The sequence below is a fragment of the Bariatricus sp. HCP28S3_A4 genome, assembly GCF_052066395.1.
Classification (GTDB): domain Bacteria; phylum Bacillota; class Clostridia; order Lachnospirales; family Lachnospiraceae; genus Allocoprococcus.
On record NZ_JBQHSE010000013.1, the window covers coordinates 1 to 15,356 of the forward strand.

The window sequence follows — 15,356 nt, forward strand, 5'->3', positions numbered from 1 at the left end:
CAGCGCCCTGAGCCCCCGGAGGGCCTTCCGTCTTATATATTTGCAATTTTCAAGGTTCGTTTGAGCCTGTTTTTTTCGGCCCAGTTTTTCATAGATTACTTGACACTACCCTCTCTTTTGTTCTCTGTTCGCCTACTTGTTATTTTTATCATTCCACGTTATAATTGAATACAAAATGATGTATATGGAGGAAATGATTATCATGAAGAAAATTACCAGTTTTACCATAGACCACCTCAGACTGATTCCGGGGCTCTACGTTTCCAGGAAAGATTTTGCCGGTGACTGCCCTGTGACCACCTTTGACATTCGTATGACCAATCCGAATGAAGAACCGGTTATGAATACGGCTGAAGTTCATACTATTGAACACTTAGGTGCCACCTTCCTTAGAAATCATGAAGTTTATGGAGATCGGACACTTTACTTCGGTCCGATGGGATGCAGGACCGGTTTTTATCTCCTTCTGACCGGCGATTACGAATCCGAAGATATCGTGCCACTGATGAAGGAAATGTTTACCTTTATAGCAGAATATACCGGAGATATACCGGGTTCCTGTGCGAAGGACTGCGGAAATTATCTGGATATGAATCTCAGAATGGCAAATTATCTTGCCAGAAAATACCTCGATGAAGTTCTGAATGATATCACCGAAGAGAGACTGCATTATCCTGCATAAATATGAGATTCTGTCACGATACAGTCCGGTTTCAGATCAAACGGTTCTGCCGGAACCTGTTCCACGATTTGCAGGTCATATGCAGCAGCTATTTTATAAACTGAATCATATCCGGCGAAATACCGGTCGTAGTAACCGCCGCCGTAACCGATTCGGTTCCTGCTGCAGTCAAATGCGACTCCCGGCATAATAACAACTGTCCTGCTGTCATGTTCACGGATAACAGGGCAGTTCTTTTTCGGTTCCGGGATTCCCCATTTACCCGGGATCAGGTCCTTTTCCGACTGGATCCGGGCAAATACCATTTGTGAGCCGATGAGCCTGGGAGCAGCGACATGTTTTCCCATTTTCTGCGCTTTATCCCAGATCAGACCGGTCTCCACCTCATGATTAAAATCAAGATAAAGAAGGATGATCTCTGCCTGTACAAATTGCTCACAGGAAACAATTTTCCGGCAGATTGCTCTACTCTTATCCGCTACTTCATCTTTAGAAAGTGCGGATCTTCTTTTCAAAATTTCTGTCCTAATTTGCTTTTTTGTTTCCATACTTTTCTCCGAGGTTTGTGATTGTTCCATCCTTTTCCTGAATCGAAATATTATTCAGCTGCCCCCGGAGGCTCATTTTAAATGCTTCAATATATTCACGGCGCAGAATCTGCTGTTCTTTTTTTTCTTTTTCCGTCAATCCTTCTGCTTTTGATTTATGATACAGCTCGTTAATACGGGCAATTTTTTTTTCATCCATTTTCTTTTGTTCCTTTCTGTTATGTCATCCGGAGGTCCGGCGAACTTTAGCTGGAATAATTTTCCAGAAATCCATAGAGTTTTTCCGTTCCTTCGATGATCATTCCATTTTTGATTTCATTCTGATACGTATCGGGCAGATCAGAAATCAAAATATTTGTATATTCATAAACCGTTGTTCTATCGTTCATATAGACGACAACGTAACCGTTCAAATCTTTCAGATAGTACAGTTCATCTTTCTGAGCATTTCCCTGTGTACTTACCGTTTTTTCCTGACTGATACTGTTTTCAGTCTGCTCTTTTTCCCCTTCTTCCACAAGTTCCTGAGAATATCGATATTCTGCCCGATATCCGTAAGTGACCACAGCCATAAGAACTAAAGCGATTGTGAAAAGGCCAATACCATATTTTTTCCCCATAAGGACAACTCCTTTTTGTATACAGTATCAACCATTTTCACAGAATTATACAATCTTAGTATGCACTGTCGTTCAATAAATGAAGTTTACGGCAAATGCTGATCAGTGTTGCGCCTTTCGGCATGGATAAAAGTTCATCTTCCGTAAGTCCTCCCATTTTCAGCAGGCACACGGCATAGACAATCACAGCCGTGAACAGTGCAACTAACGTCGCAAATCTTCCGCCAACAAAAATATCGAGTATCAAGTGTGCGAGGTATGCCGCGATTCCCATGATACCGGCTGCGATTCCCGGAATCACAAAGGTTCGCTGGCGTTCCTGAACATATCCGCATGCTTCACGGATATCATGCGAATTCATGATACACATGCTAAGCGAGAAAACGATCTTGCTTACAATCACTGCATAAAGTCCCCACTTAAATACGACCATCATGATAAACAGGGAGACCAGATGAAGGATCAAAGACACCGTTGCATTCTTCACCGGTTTCATCATTCGGTTCAGTCCCTGAAGTACGGCATTTGTAATGGTGGAAAGTGAATAGAAAATCAGCGAGATCGCACCGATCTTCCAGATCATGTTCTGCATCGAATTATCCACGCTCGGCCAGATGAAATTCATGATCGGTTCTCCGAGTACAAAGAATCCAACCGCACTTGGGATTGCAATCAGCATCGTATATCTGGCCGCCATATAAATCCGGTTATGTACCAGTTTGCGCTCATGGCTCTCATACGCACGGACCAGCCCCGGAATCATGGAAGATCCAAGCGCATTTGCGACGGCAAGAGGAACATTGAATAAAGTATAATACTGACCTAATTTACCAAGTAAGGTAACACATTCTTTTTCCGAAAATCCCTGCGCTGTCATAATCTTGTTGAACATGGCACTGTCAACGACATTACTTAAATTATATACGGTCGTACTCAAGATGACAGGTGCGATCGTAAGAAGCAACAACTTGAAGATCGTCTTATAATCCTCAGTGTGCTTTGATCGGTCCATGCGAAGCTGTTTCTTCTGAATAGACTTATAAGCACAATAACTGAATCCCAGAAATACAAGGCCCATCAGAGCACCTGCCACGGTACCAAGGGTACCGCCTGCCGAAGAATATGCAGCCGCCAGAAGTTCGTTGCCCTGGGTCTTTGCTACACTTTCTCCATACTTCAAAAGCATCGCAGCACCGACAACGCTGACTACCGCATTCACGATCTGCTCGAGTATCTGGGAAAGTGCAGTCGGAATCATGGTTCCGAGTCCCTGAAAATATCCTCGCAGTACACCCATGATCGATACGATCAAAAGTCCGGGTGCCAGTACCTTAAGTGCATAGGAACTGAGCTTCGCCCCCATAATATTTGTTGCAATCGTATCTGCCCCTAATAGTACGACCAGTGTGATCAATCCTCCTGCCACAAAGGCAAAAAGCATAGCTGCCTTGAAAACACGATATGCATTTTTTCTTTCTCCTTTTGCCATTCTGGCAGAAACCAGCTTGGAAACAGCGAGCGGTAAGCTGTAGGATGATATTGTAAGAGCAATTGTGTAGACCTGGAAAGCGATATCGTAATATCCCTGTCCATCGAGCCCCATAAAATTCAGCATCGGGATCCGGTATATGAAACCTATGATTTTTGTGATGATACCTGCCGATGCAAGGATGATTCCTTGTGCAAGAAATCCTCCGCCTTTCGATTGTTTCTTTTTTGCCATATAGCACCTCATTTATCTCATTTCCAGATTATCGGGTTATTCCCAGTCCGTCGAGAATTTCCCGCTGTTTCTTCTCCATCACCGCACGTTCCTCTTCTTCCATGTGATCGTACCCCAGTAAATGAAGCATACTGTGCGCGATAAGAAATGCATATTCCCGCTCGACTGTATGTCCGTATTCTTCTGCCTGCTCGACCACTTTCTGTTTGGAAATGACAATGTTTCCAAGCATCAGTTCTCCGGTGTCCGGATCAAAACAACTCTCATCTTCTTCCAGAAATGCAAAATCCGCGGGAGACTCATATGCGATCATCGGGAAAGAGAGTACGTCTGTTGCACGGTCTATATCCCGGAATTCCCGGTTCATCTCACGGATCTCTTCATCCATGGTCAAAAGGAGCTCCACTTCGGATTCATACGGACACTGTTCATAATCCAGGACGGCATCCCCGACTCTTTGGGCGACTTCCTGATAATTGAGATCCAATTCCAGATCTCCTTCATTTTCTAAATAAATTCTCATCTTTCGTACCGTTTCCTTCTGTCCTTGCTTCTCTTTTTCTTAAGTTCCGTTTTCTGTTCATAATCTTCATATGCTTTGACGATCTTCTGTACCAGAGGATGCCGAACAACATCTCGGCTGGTCAACTGACAGATGGAAATTCCATCGATATTCTTTACTACGTTGATTGCCACATCCAGACCGGATGTCTGACCGGATGGAAGATCTTTCTGTGTCGAATCACCGGTAATCACCACTTTGGAGCCAAAACCGATTCGTGTGAGGAACATTTTCATCTGAGCCGGAGTTGTATTCTGTGCCTCATCCAGAATAATAAACGCATTATCCAGTGTTCTTCCACGCATGTAGGCAAGCGGTGCAACTTCGATCAAGCCTTTCTCCGAATTCTTCTGAAAACTCTCCGCACCCATGATCTGGTACAATGCGTCATAAAGTGGACGCAGGTAGGGATCGATCTTACTCTGCAGATCTCCCGGAAGGAAGCCAAGCTTCTCACCAGCTTCGATTGCAGGCCGCGTCAGAATGATCCTGCCCACTTCATTCTGCTTAAATGCGGTGATTGCCATTGCCATCGCAAGATAAGTCTTTCCTGTTCCTGCAGGGCCCAGACCAAAGGTAATCATATCTTCCCGAATGGCATCTACATATTTCTTCTGTCCAAGCGTTTTCGGTTTGATCGGCTTACCCTGAAGTGTATAACAGATTAGATCTTTGTCAATCTCCAGGACACTTTCGGTGCTGTCATCCATTGTCAGTGATAGGGTATAGTCTACATTCTGTTCCTGTATAACATTCCCGCGGCGAGACAATTCTGTAAGCTGGGTAAGTGTCCTCTCTGCACGTTCTACATTACGCTCATCACCAAGAATCTTCACTTTTCCGTCTCGTGCGATTAACGTCACATGTAATGTACGTTCTATCTTTTTGGCAAAAACATCGAACTGTCCGAAGACATTCCGTTCGTGTTCTGCCGGTATCTCGATTTCAGTCTCAAGAATTCCCATATCTCAATTTCCTTCCTGTTGCGTATCTTTAGCATCACTTGATGGCAGCTCCTTTTTTGCAGTCAGGTGTTTCGAGCCAATTGTTTCTGCAAGTGTCAGAGTACCCCTGGCAGATGCACGCGCAGTATCACTGTATATTTTAACATTATTCTCCAAAATTTGAACCCCTTTTTTCTCTAAATTAAGACAGAATTTTTGAAAATCAGCAGACAATTTTTCCTGATACTCTTTTTCCTGATGTTTTTTATTGAGCGGCTGATATTCCTCGATCACATCCATGCCCAAAGTGACAGGAAGCCAGAAATGTTCACCAATACAAAAACGCTTCTCAAGTGTAGTATATGTTTTGTGTGCAAATTCATTCTTTCCGGTTCCCAGTTTGAATAAATACTGATCCGTTTCTATCCAACATACATATTTCTTATTTCCTGTCCTTTTTTTTATCTCATAAGTGATCGGCAGACTGTCTTCATAGGAATATACTGTTTGCGCAGTAATATCAGCATCAGCCTGATGGTACTGATATCCAATGACTTCTTTTGCATCATTAAGAATTTCAACTGTACCACTCACAAGGATATCTCCTTTTTGTACCGAATCTCCCTCGTGAACCATTGGAACACCTTCCCGCGTTATGATTTCAAGAATGATTCCGTCCTTTTCCGCAATAATATCTGCCGGCTGTCCATTTGCACGATCCAGCTCAGAGTCTTCTGTTTCCTCCATGACCCGGTCTGTATTTTCTTTCACACGGATCATGAGACGTGTTCCGGTTACATATGCCGACGCCCAGATTACATTATCGTATTCCTTCCGGATATCCCTAACAATCTGGTCACAGTCTACTTTCGATTTTAACATTCCATGGTAGATTCCTTCTGATTCCAAAAATTCCAGCATGGTCTCGTCTGTCCGCGAAAGATTCCCGTCGATATGGATATTCCATACAAAAAGCGACATGACATAAACAAAGATAATACAGAAGAAGATTCCACCGAAAAACAGCTTCCGTTTTCGGTATTTGTGTAAAAAAAAAGGAAAGCCTGCCCGCTCCATGATCACAACCTTCGTTCTCGTTTTGCGTATAACAGGCTTTAATTCGCGAAATCCACGGACACTGATATTCATTTCGTATGCGTGTCCGCACGGTTTTAAATTCCATAGATAGATTCCATGATAACTGCAGAGATTGATGAAACGCTCCGGCGAATATCCTTCCACCCTGATTCTGAGATATCCGGAAATATATTGTAAAACGGCAATCAGCATACACTTTTCAGCCCTTTCTGCTATAGATACTCAACCTTCTCCACTCGTCCCGTGATTTTCATCTCGTCATTTGTGTAATAAGCAATCTGAAGATTTTTTCCGGTGATCCTAATCTGTCCGCATTTACTCTTTATGCGGATCAGGATATCTGTATACTCCAGAATCCCGCGATAATTCTCAACGTTTACTTCCAACTGCCCTGTCATGGTCACTATGGGGACACCAAGCATAACATCTTTCGGCATATTTGCCGCATCCGCAATTCGATATCCCAGCATTTTCCCATTCTGGTCTGATTCCCGTCTCATAGTTCTGCCATTAACCATTTTGTTGTAAATATATGTTGGTCACTGGCTTTATATATCTGCTTTATTTGAAGTTTTTGAATTTTTCCGGCAGCATTTTTCCTGCTGATGTATGAATTTCAATATATCCCATCTCAGATGCGATGAACCGTACACAATGTTCGCTGTCTTCTGCGGGCTGTACCGGACTTCCTATCGTAATCGTATTCTTTTTCACATTCGTCGAAAATGCATACTCACTTCCAGGTCCAAGCATACAGATCGGATTCCCGTTAAGGAAAAACGAATCCTGACATCCCTCATATCCTCCCTTTTCTGAAATGATATGAATTGTCGCCGGCATTTCCAGACAGTCGGCATCATTGACCGGGTTTTGTTTTACAGCTTCATTCTGCTGCTGGGCATCCCATGGATTCTGCGCCTGATTCCACTGGTTCTGCGCCTGATCCTGGTCGTTTGGCTCTCTGTTTAAACGATAGCCCTGGTTATTCTGAGAAGGATTCCATTGGTTCTGTACCTGATTCCACGGATTGGATGTCTGTGACGTCTGATCCACTTTCGGAGAATTCTTCGCTGCCACATAAGACATGTATCCTCCGATCACTGCTCCGACACAGCCTAAAATAAACGCACCTGTGAAAGGATCATCATTCGGGAACAACAAAGCCATGAGGATCGCCCCTGCGAAGCATCCGGTAAATTCCATTCCGAACCATAGCGCAAGTGTCATAATACGATATTTTCTCGGGCTCTGCCCATTTGCTGCGGCATTCTTACCATTTACACGCCACAGCCATATTAAACAAACAATCTCTAACATATGAATCACTCCTTTTCTTTTCCATTCTTCTGCTTCTCTGTTTTGATTCTGCAGCAGATCTGTTTTTGACCATTTTCTAAAGGTAATTTCTTAACTTCATAATCCCCAAGAGAACGAATAAATGGTGTGAGCTTGGAAAATCCATAATTACGTACATCAAAATCCGGCATCCTCTTGGAAAGCTGATCTCCTAATTTCCCGGTATAAATCCACCCTTCATCATCAGAAAACTTCTCGATGATTGCATTGATCGTTCTTCGTACCCGCTTTAAGTCTTTCTTCTTTCGTTTGCTCTGTGAAGATTTCTGATGAACTTTCTCAGTACTCTTCGCGTCGTCTGCCTTTTCACACATTTCCTCTTCCTGCTGGCTGGCACAGATCAGATCCAGATACTTGAATTGATTGCATGCCGAAATGAAAGGCTGAGGTGTTTTCTCCTCTCCCATTCCGATCACCTGCATACCAGACTCTCTCAGTCTCGAAGCAAGACGGGTGAAATCACTGTCTGACGATACAATACAGAACCCGTCTACATTTCCGGAATACAGAATATCCATCGCATCGATGATCATCGCCGAATCGGTCGAATTCTTGCCGGTAGTATAGCTGTACTGCTGCATCGGTATGATTGAATTCTCCAGAAGTACATTCTTCCATGATGCAAGCCTCGGGCTCGTCCAGTCTCCATAAATTCTCTTATATGTGGCGATACCGCTGTTCGCTGTCTCGTCCAGTATCGTCTTAATATATTTATCTGAAATATTATCCGCATCAATAAGGATTGCGAATCTAAGTTCACTGTCCATCCTGTTATAACCTGCCTTATTCATTTTTTATACTGACATTATTCTATCATTTTCTTTTACCATAGTCACATAAAATCTCTATAAATTTTTATATATAAGAAAAAGAGACATGATTCTATTCCAAAATCATGTCCCCGGCTTAATTTATGATTCTATCTTTCGACATTTTTTCCCACAAGAATTCTACGGCATGCACTGACCGGATACCAGCTGCACCCCTCACAGATGTCCTCCAGCATTTCCGGTGTCATTTTCCTCGTTGTACCCTTTCCCGCTATATGCCTGCGTGCATAATAAATGATGCGGTCTTAATTCCATTGTAATGCCGCTCCCAGTCTTTTATGAATCTGAAGTCCAAGCACAGATGCAAGAACCGCCTTAATAATCGCCGTAGGAATAAACGGAAGAACACAGGCTGAAATTCCTGTCCATACCGGCGCTTTCGCAATGATACAGAACATGATAACGCCAACAACATAATTGGAAACCGTTCCAAGAATCAGCATCAACGTAAACATTCCTTTTTTATCTTTGTGTTCCACTCCGATTCCGATAATAAATGCCATGATTGGGAAGGAAATGATGAATCCGCCTGTCGGTCCGATCAAATTCTGGATTCCACCACTGAATCCCGCAAATACCGGAATTCCCACTGCTCCCATCAGTACATAGACCAGAATGGAAAGTGCACCTTTTTTAGATCCAAGGATGACAGCGGCAAGTGTAATCGCAAAGGTCTGCATCGTCATCGGAACCCCCATCGGCATCGGAATCGAAATCTGTGCCATAACCGCCGTCAGCGCCGCCATGATTGCAATACTGCATATATCCTGAACTGATAATTTTGATTTTTGCATATCAATATGCCTCCATTTCTTTTTGTATGTTCACAGTATATACAAACGCGGGCTGATTGTCAACCTATAATTCTATAAAAGTTAACAATTGCAGAGCGTTAACTAAACTTGAATAAACATCATTTCTTTTTCTGAAGAATGTTCTTCACTATACCGGAACCCCATACCAGAAAATTGCTTCACGACATTCAGATCCTGTGCATGTTCATTCGCGAGAAAAGCGACCATCTGACCTCTTGCCATCTTCGCTTTCGTTCCTTTGGTGATCAATTTATCACCGGAATACTCTGCAAAGACGCATGTGACAAATCGGATATTCGCTTCAACAAATGGTTCCACAGCCTGACTGTATTCTTTTGATGCAAGATTCAGGATGATCGGTTCTATTCCCTCTGATACATCCTCTCTCACTTCATCCGCAATTCTCCGGTAAAGACTGTCTCCCCAGAAATCATATAAATCCTTAGCTCCGTCAATTCCAACTCTTGTCTGCATTTCCAGACGATAGGGGACGACACCGTCAGTTGCATTCAATATTCCATAAAACCCACTTAGAATTTTCAGATTCTTCTTTACATACTCCCACTGCCCGTCCGTAAAGACCTGCGGCGCCATGTTGTTGAATGCAAGTCCATTATACGAAAGGACAGCCGGTGTCAGGCCTTTTCTAAGATCCATATTCTGGTAACGCTGGAAATTCTCTTCCGTAATCTTGTCATTTGCGCGGAAGAGCTTCTTCAATTCTGCCCGGTCAAACTGTTTCATCTGACGGAGAATTCGTTCCGTGCGGTCTAGCATCACAGGGAGTGAGGTGGCTGCCATAAAATCGTGATTCTCTTTCATCTGTTTTGCAGGGGAAATGATAATCTTCATTGGTATGTATACCTGCCTTTATCTTTATCTTTCTTTTGCATTGTAACAGAATTTTGCAAAAAAATCACCACCATTTCCGAGTATAAGCTCTGATATGGTGGTGATTTTTCATTTATGGTTTATTTGTTCAAATAGAATTCCATCGGATAAGTAGGATATGCAATCTCCTCCAGCTGATCCATTGTTACCAGTCCGGACGGTGCACGTAATACAGACGGAATACGATTTACAATTGTTGCACAGGTGTGTTCAACGGTTGCCGGTTTCACAACATGAAATTCTGTATCCGGTTCGCCGGTAATCTTCCAGTCACACATATCTCCATCATCCGGTCCATAGACTTTACCAATGCACTGGGTTTCGATGACCGGTCCCTGGAATGTCTCGGTTGTTACAACTGCAGCCATTCCAATACAGTTTCCTTTCGGAATGGTATCACCCAGCGTAGATGAATACAGATCACTGTCATGGAAATACGGAACGCATTTCTGTGTCTGGCTCTTGATCGTCCATCCCATCTTGGAAGCGAGGGCTTCGTTTGAATTCCATACGTAAGAAGGTTCGATTTCTTCCGGATGAGCGATCTGCTTTTCAAATTCTTCCGGAGTCAGTCCTACTCCATGCGCTTTTGCAAGTGCAAGTCCGTAATCTTCTACATTATAACTTACAGCACCTTCAATTTTCTCAATCTTATGACATCCTCCGGCAACCATGCCTACCATATTTACCCAGAAAATATCTTCCATACCACTTCCTACAAATGTACATCCGTGTTCTTTTGCTGTTACATCAAGAAGATTTGCACGAACCGGATCAGTCGTCCAACAATAAGTAGCTTCCTCACAGGTGGAAATGACACTAATTCCTCTTTCCAGACACTTCATATAATGCGGGAAGCAGTCACTCACCAGACTGAACAAAGTCACAACCGCAATATCCGGATCCGTATTATCGAGCACTTCGTCTGCTTTATCACTGATCAAAACTCCTGTTTTGATTCCAAGTCCTGCATAATCGCCTACGTCCATTCCTACAATAGCCGGATTCGTGTCAATGGCACCTACGATCTGACAGCCTGTTTCGTAAAGATAACGAAGCGTGTATTTACTCATCTTACCACAACCATACTGAACAACTTTAATTTTTTCCATAAGAAAAACCTCCTTTGATTGATTGTTCATCACTTATTAACTTACTTACATGATATCGTCTCATGCAAGGTGAGAGTCAAGGAGGTTTCTAAAATTATTTTATTAATTATTTTTGTACTATTTTGAGAAACTTACAGGAACCTGCAGGCGCAGATACATGGACCTTTTTTCACAATCAAAAACGTTAAACTCTGTAAGCACTTCACAAATATAATCACCTGTAATTTCAAACTGCTCATCTTTACAATGTCTAAGCAGCAGCTCGGCATACTCTTTTTCTGAATCAAACTCATCCAGATAAATGCAGGCATACATATTGTTTTCTATCACTTCTGTCTGATGAATCAATGGAAAATGCTCATCTACAAATACAAAAATCTTATTGGAAATATATTGCTTCCGGATGAAATCTTCTTTTTTCATAAGAGTACCGGCATTGCAATAATAAACCGGCGGGACGTCATGATCGATCAGTTTATGTTTTAATTGCTTGAGAATTTTTTCATATGTATCGATATCATGATCATAGAAATTTACATCCGTATCCATCGAATAGATCCGCCTGGCCGGTATATATTCCAATGTGATCGTTCCCCTGCTTGGAGATTTGCTGTATCTTTCAATACTGCCGATGGCCCGATCGATTGCATCTCGCTGGATTTTCAAATGTTCGATATCCTGTATGGTCTGTTCTCTTTTCCTGATAAGAACCGATTCAATCTTACGCAAATCTTCCGAATCCAGGACTTCCCGGATTTCCTTTAATTCCATCCCCAGTTCTTTCATATACTGAATCATGTCAAAGCGGGCGTTTTGTTTGATATCATAGTATCGGTAATGGGTTTCTGGATCGGTATAGTATGGTTTTAATAGTCCAAGCGAATCATATAATCGGAGTGTCGGGACTGTTGTGTTATTAATGTGGGCCATTTCTCCAATACTAAGATAATTTTCTCTCATAATACAGATGCTCCTTCAAACAAAATACACCGTGTTTTACTGCCTCTAACTCTCATCTTACTACAGAGTTTCAAGATTGTCCAATTGGAATCATTACTCGATCAGACGTGACAGATTCGTAAGCTGGTCATCAGAACAGCAAAGAAGAACAAAACAACATATGCAATCCTGTCCCGCTTTTGATACACCAACGGGTACATTTTAGAAGTTGGCTTATCTCCGGAATATCCTCTTGCTTCCATCGCCATCGCAAGATCAGATGATCTTCTTACTGTTGACATGAATAATGGCATCAGAAGCGTCAGCACATTTTTGCACTTTTTCAAAACAGAGCATTTTTCAAATTCTACACCCCGGGCCGCCTGAGCATCCATAAGAACGTTGATCTCTTCCAGAAGAATCGGAATAAAGCGAAACGCAATCATGACGATCACCGTCATGTCATGCACCGGTATATGAAACTTCTCCAATCCAGAAAGTGCTTTTTCCAGTCCATCTGCCATCTCCTTTGGTGTTGTTGTATAGGATAACAAAGATGCACCCAGAATCATTAATGCGATTCTGGAGGTAAGGCTGATGGCTTTTATGATTCCTTCTTCCGTGATTTGAAAAATCCAGAACTTTGCTACTACATTCCCTGGTGTACAAATCAGGCGAAAGCAGAACGTAAAAATCAGCAGAATTATTATCCCCTTCAGTCCTTTCAGCATAAATGAAAGCGGAACCTTTGAAACGTGATATAATACGAAAACAATTCCAAGATATACCAGGTACAGAAGGGGGTTTTTCACCAGAAAAAGAGTAAGCACATAAACCAGTACCCCCATCAATTTTGTACGGGGATCCATGTTATGGACAACCGAGGTATTTGCATAATACTGTCCGATCGTAATATCTCGTATCATCTGCGCTCTCCTTTCCTTTTTTGAAGCACTTCGAGAATCATTTTTTCAGCCTCATCCACAGTAATAGCCGCATGTTCAATCGGAAAACCGGACAGACGAAGTTTCTCTGTAACATCTGTGATCTGAGGTACACCGATTCCAATGCTTTTCAGATAATCAATCTGGTTGAAAATCTCTCTGACCGTTCCTTGTCTTACAAGCCTGTGATCATGAAGCACAAGCACTCTATCCGCATATTCTGCCACATCCTCCATATGATGAGAAACAAGAACAACTGCAATCTGCCGCTCCTTTTTGATTCTTTCTACCAGCTGGTAAATACTCCTGCGGGTCCCCGGATCCAGTCCGGCAGCAGGCTCATCCATAACAAGAATCTTCGGGTTCATCGCAAGAACACCTGCAATGGCGACACAGCGCTTCTGTCCTCCGGATAATTCAAGAGGACTTACATAGTAATAGTCCGAATCAATTCCAACCAGTTCCAGACTCTCTTTTGCCGATTTTTCCGCATCTTCGTGCGACAATCCCATATTCAGCGGGCCGAAACTGACATCCGCAAGCACCGTGTTTTTAAAAAGCTGTTGTTCGGGATATTGAAAAACAAGACCAACCTCTTTCCTCAATTTAGATAATACATATTTTTTATCGTAAATACTTTGTCCATGAAACAGAATATCTCCAGAATCAGCTTTCAAAAGTCCATTCAAATGTTTGATCAGTGTTGTTTTCCCAGATCCTGAAGAGCCAATCAGGCCAATCAATTCTCCTTCTCTGATTTCAAACGAAATATCATCCAGAACCTTGCATTCATTTACAGTCTTCTTCCCATATGTAAAAGTGAGATTTCTTACTTCCATCATTTTCGGATTCCCCCTTCCATATGGTTCTTTATTTTCATCATCTGTTCCAAAAACTGTTCCTCCGTCAGAACCGGAAGTTCCAGGGGAACACCGTCCTGATAGAGTCTTTGCGCAAGTTCCGTCACCTGTGGCACATCCATTTTTACGCTTCGAAGCAGCTCCAGATCCTGAAAAATCTCTGTTGGAGTTCCCTTTTTTATAATGTGTCCCTTGTCCATCACAATAATCTGATCTGCATCTACTACCTCATCCGTATGATGGGTGATCAGGATCACGGTTATTCCTTTTTGTTTATTTAATTCATGTACCACTTGTAAAACTTCTTTTCTGGATTTCGGATCAAGCATGGCTGTCGGTTCATCTAGAACAATACATTTTGGCAGACCTGCCAGAACACCGGCAATGGCAACCCGCTGCTTCTGCCCTCCCGACAACCGGAAAGGAGAGGCTTTTCTCTTTTCAAGAAGTCCGACTTCTTTCAGACTGGTTGTCACTCTTTTCTGGATCTCATTCGGTTCCAGATTCTTATTTTCCGGCCCAAACGCCACATCTTCTTCCACACTGGTTCCGATGATCTGGTTGTCCGGATTCTGAAAAACCATACCGACTTTTTCTCTAATTTCCCATAAAGCTGCTCTGTCCTCCGTTTTCTTTCCATCGATCCAGACCGTTCCTTCATCCGGTAACAGAAGCACATTCAGATGTTTGGCAAGCGTCGATTTACCGGAACCATTTGCACCTAATATTGCCACAAATTGACCGGATGGGATATCTAATGATATCCCATCCAATACTGTCTTTTTGCTTTTTTCGGTTTCGGACTCCCATACTGTATATTTGTGTATTAAGTCTTTTATCTTAATCATTCTTATTCCTTACTGCTCTTTTTTGAAATTATCCAGGAATCGCGCCGGCATTGCCTTAATCAGTGCCCAGCCGATAATACAGGTTCCAACCTTATCGATCAGGTTAGAAGCGATATTTCTCAGGAATGATGCCTGGAAAATACTCTTTCCTCCCTGTACTAATGCTGTAACTAGCATATCTGATACAGAACCGTTCAGACCACCATATACATAAATACCGATCGGTGTTCCGATTGCAGGACAGATCACACTTAATGCAAGACCTGTTACAATTGCCGGGATAATAGACCATGTGAACTTCTTGGCAACAAGACCAACGACCAGACCTACCGCCATATTTACAAGGAAGAACGGAATATCTGTAACACTGTACATAAGTCCTGTAATAATATTGCTTAATGATCCCACGATCATACCCGGAACCGGTCCAAGAATCGCTGCAGAAAGAACTGTTCCCAAAGTATCAAGGTACAGCGGAATTCCAAGTGCTGCTGTAATGATACCGAGAACGATATTCATCGCCACACACACTCCGCAAAATGCTGTTACATACACTTTTCTGTTTTTCATAGTTGTTTCTCCTT

General features: G+C 42.6%; 19 protein-coding genes. 1 reads left to right on the forward strand and 18 read right to left on the reverse strand.

The window, feature by feature from the left end; genetic code table 11:
* Positions 1-202 precede the first annotated feature (202 nt).
* Positions 203-682: an S-ribosylhomocysteine lyase gene (locus ACTNBF_RS08240; RefSeq protein ID WP_427806548.1), complete on the forward strand. Its 480-nt coding sequence runs from the start codon at positions 203-205 to the stop codon at positions 680-682.
* On the opposite strand, the gene ACTNBF_RS08245 is transcribed toward ACTNBF_RS08240, so the two are convergent.
* The 18 genes from ACTNBF_RS08245 to ACTNBF_RS08330 all read right to left on the reverse strand — a co-directional run bounded on the left by ACTNBF_RS08245 (position 670) and on the right by ACTNBF_RS08330 (position 15,342).
* Positions 670-1,197, reverse strand: a complete 528-nt coding sequence (locus tag ACTNBF_RS08245) for a 5-formyltetrahydrofolate cyclo-ligase (RefSeq protein ID WP_441089051.1) — start codon at positions 1,195-1,197, stop codon at positions 670-672. The two genes, ACTNBF_RS08240 and ACTNBF_RS08245, sit on opposite strands and share 13 nt — an antisense overlap.
* Positions 1,198-1,207: 10 nt before the next feature.
* Positions 1,208-1,429: a DUF896 domain-containing protein gene (locus tag ACTNBF_RS08250; RefSeq protein ID WP_427806546.1), complete on the reverse strand. Its 222-nt coding sequence runs from the start codon at positions 1,427-1,429 to the stop codon at positions 1,208-1,210.
* Between the two features lie 46 nt (positions 1,430-1,475).
* A complete protein-coding gene (locus tag ACTNBF_RS08255; protein WP_441089052.1) occupies positions 1,476-1,850 on the reverse strand; it encodes a hypothetical protein in 375 nt (124 codons plus the stop codon).
* Positions 1,851-1,905: 55 nt separating this feature from the next.
* Positions 1,906-3,573 (reverse strand): putative polysaccharide biosynthesis protein, encoded by a 1,668-nt coding sequence (locus tag ACTNBF_RS08260; protein ID WP_441089053.1) that lies wholly within the window; start codon positions 3,571-3,573, stop codon positions 1,906-1,908.
* Positions 3,574-3,601: 28 nt separating this feature from the next.
* The gene (gene ybeY / locus ACTNBF_RS08265) at positions 3,602-4,096 is read right to left on the reverse strand and encodes an rRNA maturation RNase YbeY (protein ID WP_427806542.1); all 495 of its coding nucleotides are present in this window, start codon (positions 4,094-4,096) and stop codon (positions 3,602-3,604) included.
* Positions 4,093-5,100, reverse strand: coding sequence for a PhoH family protein (locus tag ACTNBF_RS08270; protein WP_427819822.1), 1,008 nt, complete (start codon positions 5,098-5,100; stop codon positions 4,093-4,095). The genes ybeY and ACTNBF_RS08270 overlap by 4 nt, the downstream gene beginning before the upstream one ends.
* 3 nt (positions 5,101-5,103) lie before the next feature.
* Positions 5,104-6,369, reverse strand: coding sequence for a sporulation protein YqfD (gene yqfD / locus ACTNBF_RS08275; RefSeq protein ID WP_427819821.1), 1,266 nt, complete (start codon positions 6,367-6,369; stop codon positions 5,104-5,106).
* A 20-nt stretch (positions 6,370-6,389) separates the two neighbouring features.
* The gene (yqfC, locus tag ACTNBF_RS08280; RefSeq protein WP_441089054.1) at positions 6,390-6,695 is read right to left on the reverse strand and encodes a sporulation protein YqfC; all 306 of its coding nucleotides are present in this window, start codon (positions 6,693-6,695) and stop codon (positions 6,390-6,392) included.
* A gap of 43 nt (positions 6,696-6,738) precedes the next feature.
* The gene (locus ACTNBF_RS08285; RefSeq protein ID WP_441017019.1) at positions 6,739-7,494 is read right to left on the reverse strand and encodes a hypothetical protein; all 756 of its coding nucleotides are present in this window, start codon (positions 7,492-7,494) and stop codon (positions 6,739-6,741) included.
* Between the two features lie 5 nt (positions 7,495-7,499).
* Positions 7,500-8,324: an NYN domain-containing protein gene (locus ACTNBF_RS08290; protein ID WP_427806535.1), complete on the reverse strand. Its 825-nt coding sequence runs from the start codon at positions 8,322-8,324 to the stop codon at positions 7,500-7,502.
* A 284-nt stretch (positions 8,325-8,608) separates the two neighbouring features.
* On the reverse strand, positions 8,609-9,157 hold the full coding sequence (locus ACTNBF_RS08295) for a biotin transporter BioY (RefSeq protein WP_441017017.1): 549 nt from the start codon (positions 9,155-9,157) through the stop codon (positions 8,609-8,611).
* 102 nt (positions 9,158-9,259) lie between these two features.
* Positions 9,260-10,030: a peroxide stress protein YaaA gene (yaaA, locus tag ACTNBF_RS08300; protein ID WP_427819818.1), complete on the reverse strand. Its 771-nt coding sequence runs from the start codon at positions 10,028-10,030 to the stop codon at positions 9,260-9,262.
* A gap of 119 nt (positions 10,031-10,149) precedes the next feature.
* A complete protein-coding gene (locus tag ACTNBF_RS08305) occupies positions 10,150-11,181 on the reverse strand; it encodes a dihydrodipicolinate reductase (RefSeq protein ID WP_427819817.1) in 1,032 nt (343 codons plus the stop codon).
* Between the two features lie 117 nt (positions 11,182-11,298).
* A complete protein-coding gene (locus tag ACTNBF_RS08310) occupies positions 11,299-12,141 on the reverse strand; it encodes a MerR family transcriptional regulator (protein WP_427819816.1) in 843 nt (280 codons plus the stop codon).
* 101 nt (positions 12,142-12,242) lie between these two features.
* Positions 12,243-13,046, reverse strand: coding sequence for an energy-coupling factor transporter transmembrane component T family protein (locus ACTNBF_RS08315; protein ID WP_427806532.1), 804 nt, complete (start codon positions 13,044-13,046; stop codon positions 12,243-12,245).
* Positions 13,043-13,906: an energy-coupling factor transporter ATPase gene (locus tag ACTNBF_RS08320; protein WP_441017011.1), complete on the reverse strand. Its 864-nt coding sequence runs from the start codon at positions 13,904-13,906 to the stop codon at positions 13,043-13,045. Before ACTNBF_RS08320 ends, ACTNBF_RS08315 begins: the two co-directional genes overlap by 4 nt.
* On the reverse strand, positions 13,903-14,778 hold the full coding sequence (locus ACTNBF_RS08325) for an energy-coupling factor transporter ATPase (protein WP_427806614.1): 876 nt from the start codon (positions 14,776-14,778) through the stop codon (positions 13,903-13,905). Before ACTNBF_RS08325 ends, ACTNBF_RS08320 begins: the two co-directional genes overlap by 4 nt.
* A 3-nt stretch (positions 14,779-14,781) precedes the next feature.
* Positions 14,782-15,342 (reverse strand): CD3073 family putative ECF transporter S component, encoded by a 561-nt coding sequence (locus tag ACTNBF_RS08330; protein WP_427806530.1) that lies wholly within the window; start codon positions 15,340-15,342, stop codon positions 14,782-14,784.
* Positions 15,343-15,356: the final 14 nt, after the last annotated feature.